Below are 19,637 nucleotides of genomic sequence, written 5' to 3'. Positions count from 1 at the left end.
CCGGGCCGCGCCGGGCCGCGCCGGGCCGCGCCGGGCCCGGCCGCGCCGAGCCGGACCGGGCTGTGCCGCGTTGCGCCAGGCCGAGCCGGGCTCCGCCACACTGGGCCGAGCCCCGCTGCGCGGGCCCGCACAGCGCAATGCCGCCCCGCGCTACCGGCGCATAACGGACCACCCCGCCGAAAGGCCAGGCCAGCGCTACCACCACCAACCAGACACCGTCCCACTACAGATCACGCCGCTGAAAAGCCAGCCCAGCCAACCCCAACACGCCAACCACCCAAACCGCCGCCCACGCCAGATACGGCCCAGACAACGGCGCCACGCTCAAGAACGGATGCCCTTCGAACGCCTCGGAGAACTGCGCGAACAGCGCCGGATCCTGGAACGCCCGCATCGCTCCCCGCCACAACCCATCGGTCGGCAGCAGCACTTGAGATACCGTCCCAACCCGCTCCACGCTCGCGTTACCGAGTGCGACCCCGAGGTTGCCCACCACCCCGGCGATCCAGGTCGCGCCGAACAGTCCAACCGCCACGATTCCCGACGCCATCGGGGAGATCGCGGTGGACAGCAGCAGACCCAGCGTGAGCAGGGTGGCGGCCTGCGCGGCCAGCAGGGCCAACCCGGTCACCGGCTCCGGCGGCCAGTAGCCCACCGTGATCTGGACGATGAGCAGCTGGGCGAGCCCGGCCACGGCCACAAACCCGCTGCCGAACACGACCAGACCCAGCCACTTGCCGAGCAGCACCGCCGACCGGCGTACCGGACGGCCCAGCACGGCCAACGCGATGCCGGACTCGATCTCGCCGGCCACGGTGGGCCCGGCCAGGAACGCCGTGCCGAGCGCGGCGATCAGGCTGAGCCCGAACATCACCAGGTTGAGCACCATGGCCGCGGCCAGTGTGGCCTGACCGCTGGTGAGCCCGCCGAACTCGGCGTCGATCCGGGAGAACCCCCAGGCGCTCAGCGTCAGCAGCACCACGGTGAGCACGGCGAGCGACCGCAGTACCCGCCGGCGGGCGGCCTCCTGCAGGGTCAGGGCGGCTACCGTCAGGATGATCATCAGTGCTCTCCTCGGATGATGTCGAGCAGCCGTTCCTCCAGGCTGATCCGGCCCGGTTCCACCGAGTGCACCCGCACACCGAGGGCGACCAGGTCGGCGATGAGATCCGGAACCACGGCGAGGTCGTCGAGCGCGACGGCGTACTCGTCGCCGGTTCTGCTGAGCTCTCCGGCGGCGGACAGCCGGGCCGAGGCCTCCGCGGTCACGCCGGTCAGCCGCAGGCGCAGTTCGCTGCGGCCGAGCAGTTCCGGCAGGGTGCCTTCGGCGGCGACCCGGCCCCGGTCCAGGATGACCACCCGGTCGCAGACCCGTTCCACCTCGCCGAGCAGGTGCGAGTTGAGCAGCACGGCGATGCCGCGCTCCTTCAACGACAGCAGCAGGTCCCGTACGTCGGCCCGGCCGAGCGGGTCCAGGGCGCTGGTCGGCTCGTCGAGTACGACGAACTCGGGGCCGGCTACCAGCGCGACGGCCAGCCCGAGCCGCTGCTGCATGCCCTTGGAGAAGCCGCCCACCCGGTCCCCGGCCCGGTCGGCGAGCCCGACCAGGCCGAGGCATTCGCGGCGCCGGCTCTCCGGCACCGTGGCGCCGGAGAGCCGGACGTGCAGGTTGAGGACCTCCGCGGCGGTGAGCCACGGCTGGTACCGGAACAGTTCGGGCAGGTAGCCGACGCCGGCGCGGGACGCCGGATCCTTGGCCGGTCGGCCGAGCAGGAGCACCTCGCCGGCGTCCGGGTGCACCAGCCCGAGCAGCATCTTGATGACCGTGGTCTTGCCGGCGCCGTTCGGGCCGAGCAGGCCCATCACCTCGCCGCGGGCGACGGTGAACGACACCCCGTCCACCGCGGTCCGCTTCCGGTAGCGCTTGCGCAGCCCGGAACACCACACCGCGGCCGAGGGCGGCAGGTCGGCGAGCAGCTCGGTGGGCTCCTTGCGTACGGTCGTCACCGCTCCCACCTCAGCCCGCGGGCGACCGTCAGCACCTCGTCGCCGCTGAGCGGACCGGCCACCGCGGTGACCACACCGTCGCGCACCCACACCACCGCTGCGAGCACCTCGTCGCGGCTGGTCAGGACCGTGGCGGGAACGCCGTTGACGTCGGCGGGCCGGCTGGTCAGTTCCTCGGCCATCACGTGCACCGGCAGGGTCCGCCCGTCACCGGTGAAGGTGCGCAGCTGGGCCGCGACGTCTTCGGGCAGGCCGGACATCGACAGCAGGTAGTCGCGGGCGGTGGCGAACGGGACCCCCGACGAGTAGGCGGTGGGGGAGACGGCCCGACCGACGATCAGCGCCGGCATGCCCCGGCCCTGGGTCCAGACGGCGGCCACGCCCGGACCCGCCGTCAACCGGAACCGGCTGCCGTCCAGGCCCGCGGGTGGCGGCGGCAACGTCTGACCGGTCGCGGCGGCCGTCTTCGCCGCCTTCTCGGCGGAGAAGGTGAACTCGGCGCTCACCCGGTTGCCGACATGGAACTCCGGGTCGCCGCTGACGCCCCGGGGGAGCCGGGCGACCTCGGGCACCGACAGCCCGGAGGCGGCACGTGCGGCGGCGGCGTCGGCGACCTGCCGGATCCGCGCCTGTTCGGTGAAGCGCACCTCCCCGTACCCGGAAAGGTCGGGAATCTTGAGCAGATCGGCCTGTCTGATGGTGACCGGGGCGATCTGCTCGGTGCGGAAGATCTGTAGCCAGTCCGTCGCGGCAGCGGCGGTGGCGCCGGTGAGGAGCGCGACGGCGGCTGCCACCGCGACCACCGGCCGGCCCAGCGTCGTGCGCCACCGCGGGCTCCGCGCGCCGGCCGGCGGCGACTCGCCGGCCTCGACCGCGGCCGACAGGCGGCGCCAGCCCTCGTCGGTGTCCGGTGCGTCCTCGAAACGCAGGGCGGCTCCGGCGAACGCCGCGTCGTCCTGCACGCCGGCCAGCCCGGACCGGCACACCGGGCAGCCCGCGACGTGCTCGCGGTCGGCGTCGGCGACGCCCTCCGGCTCGTCGAGGAGCCGGCGCAGCGTGCCGTCAGTGGGATGACGCATGACGGTTCAACTCCTTGCGTAGGGCGGATTCGGCCCGCCGCACCGTGGTGCCGACGCTGCCGGGTGAAAGATCAAGGGCCGCCGCGACCTCGGTGTAGCTGAGGCCGCTGTGCCGCAGGACCAGCGCGATCGCCTGCTTGCGGGGCAGCCGGGCGAGCGCGGCCCGGACCCGGCGGCGTTCCTCGATGGCGACCACCGTGTCCGCCACGTCCGGCGACAGCGCGTTGCGGGGCTCGCCGGCCGCCTCCTCCCGGGAGGCTCGCCGGCGCCCGGACCGCAGGTGGTTCAGCGCGGTGTGCGCCGCCGCCACCGACAGCCAGCCGGCCGACTCGCCGGCCGGCACCGACGACCGGCAGAAGGTCAGGAACACCTCCTGCGCCACGTCCTCGGCCTCGTCGCGGGACCCGAGCACTCGGGCGGCGACCGCGACGACCCGCGGGTAGGCGGTCCGGAAGACCTGTTCCAGGTCGGCGCGGACAGCACCGGGACCAGCAGGAGTCACCACGCCGTCCTCTCGTTCCACTCGCCCGGCCGAGCGGCGGCGGCCCAGCCACACCGCGTGCGCTGCGAGCTCCACATCTTGGTTCACATCAGGTAAGCACCGCCGAAACCCGGGATGTGACAGGACAGCTCACGCTGGGCACTGCCTCAATCAAACCCGTCGGAGGTACGCGTCCGCCCGTCCCGCCGAATTCGTGGCCGTCCCGCCCTGCCCGCGCGGCCGGCGGCGGGGCCGGGCCCCAGCGCGGCCGCCGGGCCCGGGCGGGTGGCGAAAGCACTACGTTACGTAATGTGACGGCGAGGGCTGCACCACAGCGATCTTGGTGATCACTTAGGATGCGCGGAATGCGGGTTCCGGCGGCGCTTCCCATGCGCGTGATGACCGTCGGGGAGACCCTCGACGCGGCCACCGCGCTGCTGCGCGCCCGGGCCCTGCCGCTGCTCGCCCTCGCCGCCGTCCTGGCCGGCGCGGAACAGGCGGTGCTCGCCCCGCTGCGGGCCGCGGCCAGGGTGAGCGCTCCGATGTTCCTGCCCGACCTGGACGACGACTTCGGTGCCTGGTGGCTGCTGGCGGCCACCGGTATCACCATGGAGACCGTCATCATCGCGGTGCTCGGTGCGTACGCGGGCGCGGCCGCCGGCCCGGCGCTGCTCGGCCGTGCCGTCCCGCACCGCAGCCTGTGGCGGCGCACCCGGCCCGGCCCGGTCCTGGTCGTGATCCTGGTGCTGGCCGTGCTGTCCTGGCCCGCCGCGCTGGCCGGCGGGCTGCCCTGGATCCTGCTGTACGGCCTGTTCGGCCTGGCCACCCCGGTGCTCACGATGGACCGGGTCAGCGGACCGTTCCGGGCGCTGGGCCGGTCCGCGTCGCTGGCCGTCCGCGCGAGTGGCCGGGTGATATGGATCCGGTTGCTCGGCTACCTGGTCTGGTTCGCGGTCCGGTTCGCCCTGGGTGCCGGCTGGATGGCGGTGACCTCGGCGTTCCTCACCACGGTTCGCGGCGACTGGCTGGACTACGCGGTCCCGGTCGCGTTCGCGCTCGCCAACACCGTCGCGTACGCCGCGCTCGCCTGCCTGGACGCGGTGCTGCTGGTGGAGGCCCGGATCCGCACCGAGGGCCTGGACATCGCGATCAACCGGCGCCGCGCCCGGGGCCAGGACGAGGCGGCCGAACTGGTGGCCGTGCGATGACCCGGGCGTACGACGAGTTCGTCGCGGCCGTCTTCGACGTCGTGCCGCCGCAGCTGATGCTGTTGCTGTTGCTGGTCGTCACGTCGCTGGTGGCCGTGCTCTGGTACACGTACCCGGCGTGGATCCCGCGCCGGTTCCCGCGGCTGCGCGCGCCCCGGATGAACGCGCCCCGGATGCGTCTCCCGCGATTCCGGCTGCGCCTGCCACGCTGGGACTGGCGCCGCCTGCTGTGGTGGCGCCGGCGCAAGCGGACCAGGGCGGCGCCGGCCCCGGCCCCGGAGCCCACCGTCGAGCTGCCACCCAGCCCGGTCGCCGCCACCGACCCGCACCTGGCCGACCGGCTCGCCGCCGAGGGCCGCTACGCCGAGGCGATCCGGCAGCGGCTGCGCGACACCGTCGCCGACCTGACCCGGGCCGGCGTGATCGCGCCCCAGCCCGGCTGGACGGCCGCCGAACTCAGCGCTCTCGCCGCCACGAACCGGCCGCCACTGGGCCCGGCCCTGGGCGGCGCCACCGACCTGTTCTCCCAGGTCTGGTACGGCCGGCTGACCGCCGGCGCGGACCACGACGCGCACATGCGCCGGCTCACCGGTGAGGTACGGGCCGCCCTCCAGCCCGGAGGCGTGCGATGAACCGCCGGTGGCGGGTCATCCTGCCGTTCTCGGTCCTGCTGCTGCTCGTCGGCGGCACCCTGGTGGTGCACGCGATCGAGCAGCCCGACCCGGACGACCCCGCCTACCTCTCACCGGTCAGCACCTCGGGCACCGGCGCGAGCGGGCTGGCCGGGCTGCTGCGCGACCGTGGTGTCACCGTGGAACGGCAGACCACCACGGCCGGGGCGCTCGCCGCGGCGGCCGGCGGTGACTCCACGGCCACGATCTTCGTGCCCACCCCGGCGTACGCACACCTGCCCACGCTGACCGAGGCCACCCGGGTCCCGGCCGGCACCCGGCTCGTCCTGGTCGCTCCGGACGACGGGATCCTGCGGGCGCGCCGGTGGCCGGCGGCGGTGACGCGTACCCGATGGGCGGCGGCCCCCACCGACCCGGCCTGCGCCGAACCGGTCGCCGGACGGGCCGCCGTGCTGCGCCGCCAGTACGCCACCGACCAGGGTTCGCTCTGCTACGACGGCGGGCTGCTCCGGTTCTCCGCCGACGGGTACGCCGTGACCCTGGCCGGCGCCGCCGACCCGTTCCGCAACGACCGGATCGCCGAGCACGACAACGCGGCCCTGGCCGTCGGCCTGCTCGCCGGGAATCCCCGGGTGATCTGGCTGGACCTGCACGCACTGGACGTGCCGCCACCGCCACCGGCCACCCCCGTACCCACCCGCACCGTCACGCCGGACCCCACCGAGGGCGAGCCCTGGGGCGACAGCGGCGGTGAGGGCGACGGACGCGGCGGCGAAGGGCAGGGCGACAGCGAGTCGTTGCAGGACAGCCCGATGGCGCGGGCGTTCCCGCCGGCGTTCTGGGCCACCGTGCTGCTGATCGTGCTCGCCCTGCTCGCGCTGGCCGCGGCCGCCGCCCGCCGCCTCGGCACCCCGGTCAGTGAGCCGCTGCCGTCCCGGGTGCCCGCACACGAGACGATGATCGGCCACGGCCGCCTCTACGCCCGGGCCCGGGCCCGCGGGCCGTCCCTGGAGATCCTCCGGGCCGCCGCGCGGCGCCGGATCACCGACCATCTCGGCCTGCCCGCGGACGCGCCCACCGACCGGATCGCCGGGCAGGCCGGCCTGCCCGCCGAGTATGTCCGTACCGTCCTGGACGGCGACCTGCCGGAGTCCGACGAGGACCTGGTGACCGCCGCCCGCTTCGTCCAGGACCTGAAGCGCGAGATCACCCAGCGCCCCACTCGCCGCACCGAAGGAGAAGCTCCGTGACGTCCGAACACGAACAGGCCCGCCAGGCGCTGGGCCGGCTGCGCGCCGAGGTCGGCAAGGCGGTCGTCGGGCAGGAGGCGGTCGTCGGCGGGGTCGTGGTGGCGCTGCTCTGCGGTGGGCACGTGCTGCTCGAGGGCGTACCCGGGGTGGCCAAGACCCTGATGGTCCGGGCGTTGTCGGCGGCGCTGAGCCTGGACACCAAGCGGGTCCAGTTCACCCCCGACCTGATGCCCGGCGACGTCACCGGCTCGCTGGTCTACGACGCGCGGACCGCCGCGTTCAACTTCCGGGCCGGGCCGGTCTTCACCAACCTGCTGCTCGCCGACGAGATCAACCGGACGCCGCCGAAGACCCAGGCGGCGCTGCTCGAAGCGATGGAGGAACGCCAGGTCAGCGTCGACGGGACACCCCGGCCGCTGCCGCAGCCGTTCCTGGTCGCCGCCACCCAGAACCCGATCGAGTACGAGGGCACCTACCCGCTGCCCGAGGCGCAGCTCGACCGGTTCCTGCTCAAGCTGTCGGTGCCGCTGCCGGAACGCGAGGACGAGCTGAACGTCCTGCGCGCCCACCACCGCGGCTTCGACCCACGGGACCTGAAGGCGGCCGGGGTCAGCCCGGTGGCCGGGCCGGCGGACCTGGCGGCCGGGCGGGCGGCCGTGCAGCGGGTGCAGGTGGCGGAGACGGTTCTGGCGTACATCGTGGACCTGTGCCGGGCCACCCGGGCCACCCCGGCCCTCGAACTGGGAGCCTCGCCGCGGGGCGCGACGGCGCTGCTGGCCGTCGCCAAGGCGTACGCGTGGCTCAGCGGCCGCGACTACGTCATCCCGGACGACGTGAAGGGCTACGCCGTACCGGTCCTGCGCCACCGGGTGCGGCTGCGCGCCGACGCCGAGCTGGACGGCGTGACCGTCGAGGCCGTGCTGGCCGGAGTGCTCGCCACCGTGCCCGCGCCGCGCTGATGGTCACCCGGCGTTTCGCCGCCGTGCTCGCGGCCGGCGTCCCGCTGCCCGCGCTGCTGCCCTGGCCCTGGCTGGCCGTCCTCGGCGTGGCCGGTTTCGCGGCCGCGCTCGCCGTGTTCGACATGGCCGTGGCCGGGCCGCTGGCCAGCGTGCGGCTGCTGCGCGACGGCGACCGTACGGTGTGGCTCGGCGGCACCGCCACGGTCCGGCTCACCCTGATCAACGTGGCGAAACGGCCGCTGCGGCTGCACGTGCGGGACAGCTGGGTGCCGTCGGCGGGTGCCTGGCCGGCCCGGCACGACGTGTTCCTGCCGCGCGGGGAGCGGCACACCATCACCACGACCCTCGATCCGGTACGGCACGGTGACCGGCCGGCGGTCCGGGTCACGCTGCGCTCGTACGGGCCGCTCGGGCTCGCGTACCGGCAGCGGCGCCGCGGGTGGAACGAGAAGGTCACCCCACCGTGGACGCTGCGGGTGCTGCCGCGCTTCCCGTCCCGGCGCATCCTGCCGGAGAAGCTGGCCCGGATGCGGGTCATCGACGGCTCGGTGGTGGCCCGCGGCCGCGGCCACGGCACCGAGTTCGACGTGCTGCGCGAATACGTGATCGGCGACGACGTCCGCTCCATCGACTGGCGTGCCAGCGCCCGGCACAACGACGTCGTGGTCCGCACCTGGCGCCCGGAACGCGACCGCCGCCTGGTCTGCGTCCTGGACACCGGCCGCACGTCGGCCCTGCGCGTCGGCAACGCACCCCGCCTGGACGCCGCCATCGACGCCGCCCTGCTCCTGGCCGTCCTCGCCGACCGCGCCGACGACCGGGTGGACATGATCGCCCTGGACAGCGCGGTGCGCGCCCGCGTCGAGGGCGGCGGCCACAAGGCCAAGGTGGCCCGCCTGATCGACGCCATGGCCTCCCTCGAGGCCGCTCCCGCCGAGACCGACTTCCAGCTGCTCGCCCGGGAACTGCTGCGCCGCGACCGTAAACGGTCCCTGGTGGTGATCTTCACAGCGCTGGAGCCGGCCCCGATGATCGAAGGCCTGCTGCCGCTGCTGCCGCGTCTCACAGCCCGGCACAAGGTCCTGGTCGCGGGCGTACGCGACCCGGCCGTCTCCCGCCTCGCCCAGCTACCCGCCGCGAGCGCCGCCGACGTGCACACGTCCGCCGCGGCCCAGCGGGTCCTCACCGAACGCGACCGGGTCCGTGACGTCCTGGCCCGCTTCGGCGCCACCGTCGTCGACGCCGACACCGGCGACTTCGCCTCCCGGGTAGCCGACGTCTATCTCCTGCTCAAAGCGACCGGCCGCCTCTGACCGACCGCTCACCGGGAGGGGGAGGCCGCAGATGCTGCCCGCGGTGCACCACCCGGCCGATCCTCAGCGTGCCCACCTGCATGGTCCCGGCGGTCGCGGTGGGGCCTGGTGTGCGTGGTGGCTCGCGCGGGAGAGCGGGGACTGTGCTGACCCGTACCCCGAAATCGTCAGGCGGTGGGAAGCTCGTAGGCCGCCTCGTCGTCGGCCTGGCGGCGCGCTTCGGCGGCGCGGCCCAGGATCAGCGCGTAGGCCAGGAAGGCCGCCCACACGATCGCGCCGATCGCGATGCGCAGCGCGGCGGGCAGCGGAGAGGGCGTCACATACGCCTCCAGGATGCCCGCCACCAGCAGCGTCGGCACCAGGCCGACGGCGATCAGCATGCCGCTGCGCGCGCGGCCGGCCAGTGCCTGCCGACGGGTGCGCGCCGGGCCCGGCGCGATCCAGGCCCAGCCGATCCGCAGGCCGACGCCGGCGCCGATGAACAGGCAGGTCAGTTCGAGCAGGCCGTGCGGCGCGATGTACGTGAAGAACGTGTCCCCGGCACCCGCGGTGACCATCACCCCGCCGGTCATGCCCACACTGAACACGTTGACGCCGAGCAGGTAGAACACCGGCACGACGAGCACACCGGCGGCGATGCACTGTGCGGTGAGCAGCGCGTTGTTCGTCCACACCTGACCGGCGAAATTCTGTGCCTGGTACTCGCTGTAGTAGCCGACGAAGTCCTGCTGCACCAGCTGCCGGATCTCGGCGTCGGACAGGAACATGCCGGCCACGCCGGGGTTCGCCGAGACGTACCAGATCAGAGCTCCGGACAGGGCGGTGAGCAGCGCCGACATGGTGAGCCACCACCAGCGCGTGCGGTACAGCTCGGCGGGGAACCGGTCGGTCAGGAAGTGCAGCGCCGGGCGCCAGGAGAACCGGCCGCCCCGGTTGATCGCGGCCCGGCCGGCCAGCAGCTGCCGCGACAGGTCGGCCACCACCACCGGGTCGGGGGTACGGCTACGGATCACCGACAGGTGCGTGGTCGCCCGCTGGTAGAGCACGACCAGCTCGTCGGCCTCCGCGGCGGACAGCCGCCGGCGGCGGGCGAGATGCTCCATCCGCTCCCACTCGCCGGCGCGTTCCAGCACGTACGCGTCGAGATCCACGGCGGTGAGCCTAGCCGCTGGCGAAACGCGGCCGGCGATCGTGTTCACTGTGCGGGTGAACGGAACGCTGGTCAACGCCGAGGCGGTCGAGCTGGACCTGCGCCCGGCCCGGCTCGGTGCCCGGGCGTGCGCGCTGATCTTCGACATCGCCGCTCAGGCCTTCGTCGGCTTCGTGCTGTTCATCCTGGCCCTGATCACCCTGTCGCTGCTGCCCGGCGACCTGGTCGACGACGCGCTGTTCGAGACCACGCTGCGGGTCGTCCTGATCGTGACGCTGCTCGGCTACCCGACCGTGTTGGAGACGCTCACCAACGGTCGCAGCGTCGGCAAGGTGGTCGTCGGGCTGCGGGTGATCCGGGAGGACGGCGGCCCGATCCGGGTACGTCACGCGTTCACCCGGGCCCTCGTCGGGCTCGCGGTGGAGTGGCCGGGCCTCCTGCTCCTGCCGCTGACCTGGGTGGTCAGCCTCGGCACGATGCTCTCCTCGGACCGTGGCCGCCGGCTCGGCGACCTGGCCGCCGGCACCCTGGTCGTGCACGTGCGACGCCCGGCCCCGTGGATGCCGGCCCCGCCGATGCCGATCGAGCTCGCCGGGTGGGCCGCGGTGGCCGACCTGTCCGCGATCGGTGACGACCTGGCCCTCGCGGTACGCCAGTACCTGTCCCGGGCACCGCAGATCCGCGAACCGCATTCGAGCCGGCTGCGCGACGAACTCGCCTCCGAGGTGTTCGCCCGGGTGACCCCGCCACCGCCGCCCGGCACCCAGCCGTGGTTCCTGCTGGCCGCGGTGGTCGCCGAGCGACGGCGCCGGGCCGAGCCGCAGCTGGCCACCGGCCGGGCGCTGACCGAACGTATGCTGCCGGGCTTCGGGACCGGGCGGTCCGCCTACTAGCGCGTTCCACGGGTTTACGCCTTTCGGCTGCAACGTGCGCTTCGGTGGTATTCGCTGGTCTACGGGGTGCTATGGGCACCACGGGCGGCGAAGGAGTCGAGCGGTGACCGATTCACGGCGAAACCTGTGGGGTGACCTGCCAGTCCTCGGCAAGGTCCTGTCGGCGGTGCTGATCGCCGTTCTCGGCGCGGTGGTGGCCGGGGTCGTCGGCATCCTCGGCCTGCGCGACATCGATGAGGTGGCCGGCGGCATCTACGAGCACAACCTGGTGCCGGTCGCGGCGCTCGGCAAGATCGACGGCAACGTCAACGAGGTCCGGGCCACCGTGCTGCGGCACGTCATCGCCACCGACCCCGGCGAGCTCAAACAGTTCGAGCAGGAGATCACCGAGTTCCGCGAGGAGATCGGCACGCTGTGGACCGGCTACATCGGGAGCCCGGCGACCGCCGAGCAGCAGGCCGGGCGCGAGGCGTTCGAGACCGCCCTGGCCGCGATGTACCAGGCAGTCGACGAGCAGGTGCTGCCGTTGAGCCGCGAGATGCGCAGCGAGGCCGCCGCGGCAGCCGCCAAGGAGTTCCTGGCACCCGCTTTCAAGGAGGTCAGCGACGACCTCGGGGTACTCGGCGGGCTTGAGGAGGAGGAAGCCGCCGCCCGCGCCGCGGACGCCGAACACACGTACCAGCAGGGCCGGACCACGCTGATCACGGTTCTGATCCTCGGAGTGGTCGTCGCACTGGCCGTCGGCTACTTCGCCGCCCGGTCGATCAGCGGCGGCCTGTCCCGGGTGGTCGCGGCCCTGCGCCGGGTCGAACAGGGTGACCTGACCACCACCGCCGACATTCACACCCGCGACGAACTTGGCCAGCTCGCCGAAGCCCTGAACTCCACGACCGCCCGGCTGCGCGACATCATCGGCGGCCGCATGTCGCAGACCGCCGTCAGCCTGGCCGCGGCCGCCGAGCAACTGTCCGCGGTCAGCTCGCAGCTCCAGTCCGGCGCCTCCGACGTGGCGGACCGGGCCGGCACGGCCACCCAGGCCACCGAGGACGTCAACAGCGGCGTGCAGGCCATCGCCGCCGGTGCCGACGAGATGAGCGCCTCGATCACCGAGATCGCCTCGAACGCGGGCCGGGCCGCCGAGGTCGCCCAGAAGGCCATGTCGGTGGCCGAACGCACCAACGCCCAGGTCGGCGAGCTCGGCTCGGCCAGCGCCGAGATCGGCGAGGTGGTCAAACTGATCACCAGCATCGCGGAACAGACCAACCTGCTCGCCCTGAACGCGACGATCGAAGCGGCCCGGGCGGGTGAGCTGGGCAAAGGCTTCGCGGTGGTGGCGGGCGAGGTCAAGGAACTGGCCCAGCAGACCGCCAAGGCCACCGAGGAGATCACCGCCCGGATCAGCGCGATCCAGAACTCCAGCACGGCCGCGGCCTCGGCGATCGAGGAGATCACCGAGGTGATCGGCAGCATCGGCGACTACACCACGACGATCGCGTCCGCGGTGGAGGAACAGACCGCGACGACGGCCGAGATGAGCCGCTCGGTCGCGGACGCGGCGAGCAACAGTGGAGACGTCGCCCGTACCGTCTCCGGCGTCGCCGACGTGGCCGCCGCGACCGCCGAAGGCGCCCGCACCACCCAGCAGGCCGCGGACGAACTCACCCGCCTGGCCACCGATCTCACCGAGATCGTCGGAAGCTTCCGGCATTAAAGACCATCATCGGTACGCGTAGCCGGCCGTTCCCGCCGGATTTTTCGCCCGTCCCGCCGGCGCCGCGCGACCGCGCGGCCTGATTCCGGTGTGCCATGATCCTCGCGTGGCGGACGAGGTCATCCTGGTCAATGGCCTTCCCGGCTCGGGGAAGACGACGCTGGCCGGGAAGCTTGCCGCAGCTCTGCGGCTGCCGCTGGTCAGCAAGGACGCGCTCAAGGAGTCGATGGCCGCGGCCGTGCCCGGGATCCCGCCGGCAGCCGTTGGTGTCGCCGCGTCCCAGGTGATGTGGGAGCTGGCCGCGGCCACGCCAGGCGGTGTTCTACTCGAGTCGTGGTGGTTCAAACCTCGTGACCTGGGCTTCGTGAGAGCAGGCCTGGATCGCTGCGGAGGACCCCCGACCGTTGAGGTCTGGTGTGACGTGCCCGCGGAACTCGCGCTCGCTCGTTATCGCCTGCGCCGGCGCGGGGCGCTCTACGAGGACGACCGCAAGGCCAGGGAGTGGTGGCCGCGATGGTCCACCGAAGCGGAGCCGCTGCGTGTCGGACACACGCTCGTAGTGGCGACGGACGGACCGGTAGACGTCGGCTCCCTCGTCGACGCGATCGCATGTCGTCGATCAGCGTGAAAGCGGTGCCCGGGGGAGGATGACGGCATGCGTCACTACGCGGCGGACCTGTGGTCTCCGGCCGGCGCCCACGGCACGGTCGCCGCCTACGGGCACTACGGCCGGCCGGTGCTGATGTTCCCCACCGAGTACGGGAGCGCGCGCCAGCTCGCCGACCGGGGCATGGTGTCGGCGGTCGGCGACCTGATCGACGCGGGCCGGGTGAAGCTGTACTGCGTCGACTCGTTCGACGCCGGGACCTGGTCGGCGACCGACCTGCCGCTCGAAGAGCGCGCGCGGCGGCACGGGGCGTACGAGTCGTGGATCCTGGACGCCGTGGTCCCGCACGTCCGGGCCGACAGCGGCGACGCCGCCGAGATCATGACGGCCGGCTGCTCGATGGGCGCGTTCCACGCCCTCAACTTCGCCTTCAAGAGGGCCGATCTGTTCCCGCTGGCGCTCTGCTTCTCCGGCAACTACGACCCCACGACGTGGCGTAGATGGGGCGAGCAGGGCGACGCGGTCTACTTCAACAACCCCGCCGCGTACGTCGCGAACCTGCACGGCGACCATCTCGAATGGCTGCGCTCGCGGCTCTCGATCCTGCTCGTGTGCGGGCAGGGCCAGTGGGAGGACACCACCGGATCCCTGGAGTCGACCCGGCGCATGGCACAGCTGCTGGCGGCCAAGGGCGTACGCCATGAATTGGATCTCTGGGGTTACGACATCCCGCACGACTGGCCATCGTGGCGCGCCCAGCTGGCCCATCACCTGCCCAGGTTCTGCTGACGCTCCGATCAGCGACGGCTGGTGGCAAGGGCGACGAGGAACTGGCCGCCGCCCGCGTCCACGCTCGCGGTCACCGGCAATCCCGGCACCAGCCGGGAGAACCGGTCGACCAGCCAGTCCGCCGCCTCCCGGGCGTCCTTCTCGCTGGGGCAGCGGGCGACCAGTTCGCGGCCACCCTTGCGTTCCAGGCGCTCGGCAACGGTGATCAGCGGCGCGGGCTCCACCACGTGCAGCCGGTCCGGCCAGGCGATGACCACCTTGACCGCGCCCTTGCGGGTGTTGCAGGCCCGATGCGCGAGCCGCTCGGTGACCTTGGCCTTCTTGTCGGCGGTGCGGCTGTCGACGCTGGGACCACGCGGGTCGTTCACCGACATGCCGGCGTCGACCGGCTCGTCGCACACCCAGCATCGCCAGCCGTCGCGCTCGGCCACATCCTCAAGAAGACTCATCCGAGCAACGTAGCGTCTCACCGGCAGACGACACCGAGCGGCTGGCCGGCGGTTCAGGACTGGGTTTGGGTCATCGTGTACCAGGTCGGGATGATCATGGTCAGGACCATCAGCACGAGCACCGCGAGCGAGACGAGCACGCGCCGGGTCGTCAGCGGGGCCGGCGTGAGGGGCCTGTGGTTCGACCGCCCCACTGCGATGAACGTGGCGCCCGCTGCCAGGACGAGGTTCACCGGAACCAGCGCGTATTCGCCGCGCACGAGGTGGAAGACGGCGGCGAGGACCATCGTCAGTGCCAGGCCGGCGGCGGCGAGCGGCGTCAGCTTCGGCTTGACCCTGGTGATGGCCGGCAGGATCAGGCCGACGCCGCCGAGGAACTCGCAGGCTCCGATGAAGACGATGAGGGGTTGCGGCACGGCGGCGTACCAGGACACGGATTGAGGCGCTTGTGCGTACAGGGCGGGGTCGGACAGCAGCACCTTGCCGAAGCCGTTGCCGGCGAAGAAGAAGCCCCACAGGATCTGCATCGTCCAAAGCGCGCCGTTGGCGGTGAACCGCCGCTGGTTGTCGACGCCGGGCCGGTCCACGCTGAGTTGCGAGTTCATGGTTTGTCTCCCGTTCGAGTGGCTGAGGAGCTCAGCGTCTCGTCCGGCGCTACGGAGTCACATCCGTGCTCACCACGGAACCGTCCACCGAGAGCACGTCGACCGCGACCGCGGCGATCGCGGCGTGTGGCCGGTGCGTGCCGTCGCTGGGCCGCTGGAGGCGCTCGACTTCGGCGAATCCGGCGCGCGCCAAGCGTCTGGAGAACTCGTCCGGGGGCCAGCGGTAGGCGGTCACGACCTTGTGATCGAACGCGGCGACCTCGTCGGCGTCGAAGACGCCGACCACCAGCGTTCCGGCCGGTGCCATCGCTCGCCGGAACTCGGCGAGCACGCCGTCGAGGTCCTGCGGCGGCAGATGGATCAGCGAGTACCAGGCCAGGATGCCGGCCACGGAGTGATCGGCGACGTCGAGGCGTTCCATGGAAGCGAGTCGATAGCTGCCGCTCGGGTGGGTTGCCCGCGCATGGGCGATGAACTCGGGAACGATGTCGATCCCCGTGGCGTCGGCTCCCAGCGACCGAAGGTGATCGGTGAGATGGCCGGGTCCGCAGCCGAGATCGAGGACCGGGCCGGAGCGGCCGCCGAGATGTCGCCCGATGAAGGCCAGGTCGTCGGCGTGCACCTGCTCTCTCGTGCCGAACAGCTCGATGTACAACTCCGCGACGGATGAATAGCCCTGGCGAACCGGCTCGATGTGCACCGCGTGACTATATGAGCTCCGTGCAGCGACACCAGGGTCCTGGCCGCCACCACCAGCCAGGCGGTGACCAGCACGGCGTACAGCAGGACGGCGAGCAGCCGGAACATCGCCGAGCCGGTCTGCGCGGCGAGGGCCGACGTGCCGGTCACGCAGGTGCCGACCGGGAAGGTGAACGACCACCAGGCCGGCGAGAACGGCAGGTGGTCGCGCGCGGCACGAACGGTCACGGCCGTCGCGAGGCCGGCCCAGAGCATGGCGAAACCCCAGACGGGTACGCCGTACACGACCCCGAACGCGGCGAACGCCCCGGCGTACGGGGCGGGCAGCACGTCACCGGCGGCCGTACCGAGCAGGTTCGCGGCCGTGACCGACTGGCCGAGCGGGCCCAGCACGATCCAGAGCGTCGGGACCGTGCGGTTCGGGCCGACCGTGCCCACCGACAGCTCGTGCCAGATCTGCGTGATGATCACGACCGCCGCGATCAGGCTGATCCCGAACATCGCGTAGCAGCCGAGCAACAGCGTCAGCCGGGCCTGGCCGGCCGGGGCGTGCGGCACCAGCAGGGCGCCGGTGGCGGCGGAGACCATCGGCGGCACCACCGGGATCAGCCAGCCGCCGGACGGGGTGCCACCGGTGTGCCGGGTGAACCGCAGGTACGGCACCGCCAGCGCGGTGGCCAGCCCACCCGCGGTCCCGGCCGTCCACAGCACCCAGGCGACGGTCACCAGCTCGCCGAGCACCAGGGCGCCGGTGGCCACGGTGAGCAGCGCCATCGCCGGGGCGCCGTAGAAGTTGACCATCACCGGGTCGGTGTGTTGCCGGCGCCACTGCCGTACCGAGACGGTGGCGAGGACGGCCAGAAGGGCGGCGGCGAGCAGCCAGACCGCGGTGGCGAAGGGGCGCAGGCCGTCGACCGGCAGCGACACCGCGGCGGTCGCCACGATGCCGGTGCCCATGACGGCGGCGTACCAGTTGGGACTCACCCACCCAAGATCGCTGGACCGGGCGGTCACGGGTAGCGGTCGTGTCGTTGTGGTGTCACAAGGAGCGTTTGTGACCCCGTACCATCAGCGGTTGTGACCCTGAGCCCGCGCATGCCGGACCTCGCCGCGCTGGAGATCCTTCTCGCGGTGGCCCGGACCGGGAGTCTCAGCGCCGCCGGCCGCGAGGCCGGCCTCACCCAGCAGGCCGTCTCCGCCCGGCTCGCCGCCCTCGAGGCCCGCACCGGCGTGCGGCTCGCCACCCGCACCCCGCACGGCACCCGGCTCACCGCGCAGGGCGCCGTCGTCGCCGAATGGGCCGACCGGCTGCTGCACCTGGCCGCCGAGGTGGACGCCGGTCTCGCCGCGCTGCGCGACGACAGCCGCAGCACCCTGCGGGTCAGCGCCAGCCTCACCGTCGCCGAACATCTGCTGCCCGGCTGGCTGGTCAGCCTGCACGCCGACGCCACCCGGCGCGGCGAGACCCCGATCCGGGTGGTGCTCACCGCCACCAACAGCGACCAGGTCGTCGACCAGGTCCGCGACGGCGCCGCCGACCTCGGCTTCATCGAGGGACCGACCGTTCCGCCCGGCCTGCGCAGCCGGATCGTCGGCCACGACGACCTGGTCCTGGTCGTGCCGGCCGGCCACCCATGGGCGCGCCGCAAGACCGCCGTCGACGCCGCCGAACTGGCCCGGACCGCGCTGGTCACCCGCGAGTCCGGCTCCGGCACCCGCGACTTCCTCACCGCCGCCCTCGGCGACCTGCCCCAGGCCGCCCCGGCCCTGGAACTGTCCACCGCCGCCGCGGTACGCGCGGCCGTCCTGGCCGGCGCCGCCCCAGCCGTGGTGAGCCGGCTCGCCGCCGGCGACGACCTGCGCTCCGGCCGGCTCCGCGAGATCACCCTCACCGGCCTCGACCTGCGGCGCGACCTGCGCGCCGTCTGGACCGGCCCGCGCGTGCCACCGGCCGGCGCGATCCGTACCCTGCTCGGCCACATCGGGTAGATTTCGTGCCCACCGTCACACCGGCAGCCAAGCTGGACAGGCACGCGTAGGCTTCCGGGATGCCCCTCACCCCCGCAGACATCCACAACGTGGCCTTCAAGAAGCCCCCGATGGGCAAACGGGGATACGGCGAGGAAGAGGTCGACGCCTTCCTCGACGAGGCCGAGCAGGAGATGATCCGGCTCCTGGAGGCGAACGCGGCCCTCAAGGAGCAGGTCCGCCGCGGCCCCGACCCGTCCGCCACCATGGTGCTCGACGACGAGGTCGCCTCGCTTGCCGCCCAGCTGGACCGCCTGGTGGCGGCCCGCGACCGGGCCGAGCAGCGCGCCCGTGACATGCAGGCCCAGCTGGAACAGGCCCACCGCGACCAGACGCACCGCGACCAGGCGTCCGCACCGGCCGGTCCGGGCGACGAACGCGACGTGCGGGTGCTGATGATGGCGCAGCGCACGGCCGACGAGTACCTGCGCGACGCCGAACGCGAGTCGGACAACGTGCTGGCCGGCGCCCAGGAACAGGCCGACAAGCTGATCACCGAGGCCCGTGACCGGGCCGGCACGATGGAGAGCGACGCCCAGCGCAGCCATGCCCAGGCGATGGCCAGCCTGGCCAGCGGCCGCGCCGACATGCTCGACGAGATCGACCGGCTGGGCCGGTTCGCCCGCGGCTACCAGGAGGCGTTGCACCAGCACGTCGCCGCCCGCCTGCGCGACGTCGACGACGCGCCCGAGCTCTAGGCGGCTTCGGTAGTCAGGGCCCCCAAGCGGTGATCTTGCTTGGCCCTCGCTCAATGCTGTCTTCACGGCCGCCAGACAGCATCCACGTTGGGCCCTCCCGCGCGACCGTGTGCCTGGTCCAGGCCCCAGCGCGCCCGCCGGGCCGAGCCACTGGGGTCCGCGACCGCTCACGGTGGGCGCGTTGCGGCGGTGTTGTGGTTGCTTGCCAGCGGCCCGGGTGCCGGTTCGGGTTGTATGGCCGCTCACGGGAGTAGCGCCCGGCGTGCGAAGCCGCCCTCAACTGCCGCGCCTCCACTACACGGCGTCGCCTCGTCCGCGCGCACCGGCACTGCGGCCGCAAGGACGTGCCCGGGCCTGCCGTGTCCGGGTGGCAGAAGCGCTCCCGGCCCGCGACTCAATTAGGTGCCTCACTGTCGGCAGACCGGACGGGCCGTAGCCGACACACCTGATCCGGCGCTGTTGCGTGCGTGGGCGACGGCCGAGGGGGCTGGGCCGTAGTTGGCGCACGTCATCTGGCGTTGTTGGGTGCGTGGGCGACGGCTGGGTGGGTCGGGCCGTAGTTGCCGCACGTCATCCGGCCGTTGTTGCGGGCGTGGGTGACGGCTGGGCCGTAGTTGGCGCAGGCTGTCCAGTGCTGCTTGCCGGCATGCGACCGCGGTCGGGCGGGCTGGCCGCGGCTGAGGTGGCTGCCGAGTGTCGGATGCTGGCCCGTGCGACGGCTGTGGGTGCGGTGAGCCAGAGGGCTTCCGTAGTCAGGGTCCCCAAGCGGTGATCTTGCTTGGCCCACGCTCACTGCTGTCTCGACGGCCGCCAGACAGCACCCGCGTTGGGCCAAGACCCTGACCACGAGGGCTCTAGCGCTCGCGGACGTGGCGTCCGGTCGGGTCACGTGGCTGAGCGTCGGCCGGGCTGAGGGCTGGGGCCGTCGGGGGTCGGCGGGACCGTTTGCGAGGGCTGGGCACCGCCTTGGGGTTGGGCGCGCCCGTCTGCATGGGCCCGGCGGCCGCGTTGGGGCCTGGACCGGGTGGTCCGGTCGCGCGGTGGGCGGGGGACCGGTGGCTGACTCGTACCGGGAATGG

General features: G+C 73.0%; 19 protein-coding genes and 1 pseudogene. 11 read left to right on the top strand and 9 right to left on the bottom strand.

What is annotated here, in order from left to right; translation table 11 throughout:
- Positions 1–223: 223 nt before the first annotated feature.
- Genes I4J89_RS31650 through I4J89_RS31635 form a run of 4 tightly spaced genes read right to left on the bottom strand, consistent with a single transcriptional unit; the run spans position 224 to position 3,663 of the window.
- Entirely contained in the window at positions 224–1,063 is an 840-nt protein-coding gene (locus I4J89_RS31650) for an ABC transporter permease (protein ID WP_196417768.1), read from the bottom strand.
- Complete coding sequence (locus I4J89_RS31645) at positions 1,063–2,007, bottom strand: ABC transporter ATP-binding protein (protein ID WP_309238552.1); 945 nt, start codon at positions 2,005–2,007, stop codon at positions 1,063–1,065. Before I4J89_RS31645 ends, I4J89_RS31650 begins: the two co-directional genes overlap by 1 nt.
- Positions 2,004–3,086 carry a hypothetical protein gene (locus I4J89_RS31640; protein ID WP_196417767.1) on the bottom strand — a complete coding sequence of 361 codons (1,083 nt, stop codon included), beginning with the start codon at positions 3,084–3,086 and terminating at the stop codon, positions 2,004–2,006. The genes I4J89_RS31645 and I4J89_RS31640 overlap by 4 nt, the downstream gene beginning before the upstream one ends.
- Positions 3,070–3,663 carry a sigma-70 family RNA polymerase sigma factor gene (locus I4J89_RS31635; protein ID WP_309238551.1) on the bottom strand — a complete coding sequence of 198 codons (594 nt, stop codon included), beginning with the start codon at positions 3,661–3,663 and terminating at the stop codon, positions 3,070–3,072. Before I4J89_RS31635 ends, I4J89_RS31640 begins: the two co-directional genes overlap by 17 nt.
- 302 nt (positions 3,664–3,965) lie before the next feature.
- Between I4J89_RS31635 and I4J89_RS31630 the strand changes: the two genes are divergently transcribed.
- From I4J89_RS31630 to I4J89_RS31610, 5 genes are read left to right on the top strand one after another with little or no spacing between them, the layout of a single operon-like run.
- Positions 3,966–4,775: a hypothetical protein gene (locus I4J89_RS31630; RefSeq protein WP_196417766.1), complete on the top strand. Its 810-nt coding sequence runs from the start codon at positions 3,966–3,968 to the stop codon at positions 4,773–4,775.
- Positions 4,772–5,407, top strand: coding sequence for a DUF4129 domain-containing protein (locus I4J89_RS31625; RefSeq protein ID WP_196417765.1), 636 nt, complete (start codon positions 4,772–4,774; stop codon positions 5,405–5,407). The genes I4J89_RS31630 and I4J89_RS31625 overlap by 4 nt, the downstream gene beginning before the upstream one ends.
- On the top strand, positions 5,404–6,657 hold the full coding sequence (locus I4J89_RS31620; protein WP_196417764.1) for a DUF4350 domain-containing protein: 1,254 nt from the start codon (positions 5,404–5,406) through the stop codon (positions 6,655–6,657). The genes I4J89_RS31625 and I4J89_RS31620 overlap by 4 nt, the downstream gene beginning before the upstream one ends.
- The gene (locus I4J89_RS31615; RefSeq protein ID WP_196417763.1) at positions 6,654–7,616 is read left to right on the top strand and encodes an AAA family ATPase; all 963 of its coding nucleotides are present in this window, start codon (positions 6,654–6,656) and stop codon (positions 7,614–7,616) included. The genes I4J89_RS31620 and I4J89_RS31615 overlap by 4 nt, the downstream gene beginning before the upstream one ends.
- Positions 7,616–8,929 carry a DUF58 domain-containing protein gene (locus I4J89_RS31610; RefSeq protein WP_196417762.1) on the top strand — a complete coding sequence of 438 codons (1,314 nt, stop codon included), beginning with the start codon at positions 7,616–7,618 and terminating at the stop codon, positions 8,927–8,929. Before I4J89_RS31615 ends, I4J89_RS31610 begins: the two co-directional genes overlap by 1 nt.
- Before the next feature lie 167 nt (positions 8,930–9,096).
- Here the strand turns inward: I4J89_RS31610 and I4J89_RS31605 are convergent, their stop codons facing one another.
- A complete protein-coding gene (locus tag I4J89_RS31605) occupies positions 9,097–10,080 on the bottom strand; it encodes a stage II sporulation protein M (RefSeq protein WP_196417761.1) in 984 nt (327 codons plus the stop codon).
- A gap of 55 nt (positions 10,081–10,135) precedes the next feature.
- Here I4J89_RS31605 and I4J89_RS31600 point away from each other — a divergent pair, with 55 nt between their 5' ends.
- The 4 genes from I4J89_RS31600 (at position 10,136) to I4J89_RS31585 (ending at position 14,079) form a co-directional block, all read left to right on the top strand.
- Positions 10,136–10,972 (top strand): RDD family protein, encoded by an 837-nt coding sequence (locus I4J89_RS31600; protein WP_309238550.1) that lies wholly within the window; start codon positions 10,136–10,138, stop codon positions 10,970–10,972.
- 103 nt (positions 10,973–11,075) lie between these two features.
- A complete protein-coding gene (locus I4J89_RS31595) occupies positions 11,076–12,683 on the top strand; it encodes a HAMP domain-containing methyl-accepting chemotaxis protein (protein WP_196417759.1) in 1,608 nt (535 codons plus the stop codon).
- Positions 12,684–12,789: 106 nt separating this feature from the next.
- Positions 12,790–13,311 (top strand): P-loop nucleotide/nucleoside kinase family protein, encoded by a 522-nt coding sequence (locus tag I4J89_RS31590; protein WP_196417758.1) that lies wholly within the window; start codon positions 12,790–12,792, stop codon positions 13,309–13,311.
- Between the two features lie 27 nt (positions 13,312–13,338).
- Positions 13,339–14,079, top strand: a complete 741-nt coding sequence (locus I4J89_RS31585) for an esterase family protein (protein ID WP_196417757.1) — start codon at positions 13,339–13,341, stop codon at positions 14,077–14,079.
- 8 nt (positions 14,080–14,087) lie between these two features.
- Here the strand turns inward: I4J89_RS31585 and I4J89_RS31580 are convergent, their stop codons facing one another.
- From I4J89_RS31580 to I4J89_RS31565, 4 genes and pseudogenes are all read right to left on the bottom strand, one after another.
- Entirely contained in the window at positions 14,088–14,528 is a 441-nt protein-coding gene (locus I4J89_RS31580; RefSeq protein WP_196417756.1) for a hypothetical protein, read from the bottom strand.
- Positions 14,529–14,581: 53 nt separating this feature from the next.
- Positions 14,582–15,115 carry a DoxX family protein gene (locus I4J89_RS31575; RefSeq protein ID WP_309238549.1) on the bottom strand — a complete coding sequence of 178 codons (534 nt, stop codon included), beginning with the start codon at positions 15,113–15,115 and terminating at the stop codon, positions 14,582–14,584.
- A gap of 67 nt (positions 15,116–15,182) precedes the next feature.
- Positions 15,183–15,833 (bottom strand): class I SAM-dependent DNA methyltransferase, encoded by a 651-nt coding sequence (locus I4J89_RS31570; RefSeq protein WP_196417754.1) that lies wholly within the window; start codon positions 15,831–15,833, stop codon positions 15,183–15,185.
- Between the two features lie 44 nt (positions 15,834–15,877).
- A pseudogene (locus I4J89_RS31565) lies at positions 15,878–16,816 on the bottom strand (TDT family transporter); the annotation flags it as partial.
- 93 nt (positions 16,817–16,909) lie between these two features.
- On the opposite strand from I4J89_RS31565, the gene I4J89_RS31560 reads away from it, so the two are divergent.
- Together I4J89_RS31560 and I4J89_RS31555 are read left to right on the top strand one after the other, a co-directional pair.
- On the top strand, positions 16,910–17,821 hold the full coding sequence (locus tag I4J89_RS31560; protein WP_196417753.1) for a LysR family transcriptional regulator: 912 nt from the start codon (positions 16,910–16,912) through the stop codon (positions 17,819–17,821).
- A 59-nt stretch (positions 17,822–17,880) separates the two neighbouring features.
- Positions 17,881–18,558 carry a DivIVA domain-containing protein gene (locus tag I4J89_RS31555; RefSeq protein WP_196417752.1) on the top strand — a complete coding sequence of 226 codons (678 nt, stop codon included), beginning with the start codon at positions 17,881–17,883 and terminating at the stop codon, positions 18,556–18,558.
- Positions 18,559–19,637 lie beyond the last annotated feature (1,079 nt).

The sequence above is a fragment of the Actinoplanes aureus genome (genome assembly GCF_015704865.1).
In the GTDB taxonomy this organism is placed as follows: domain Bacteria; phylum Actinomycetota; class Actinomycetes; order Mycobacteriales; family Micromonosporaceae; genus Actinoplanes; species Actinoplanes aureus.
This window is presented reverse-complemented; position numbering and strand designations above follow the sequence as displayed.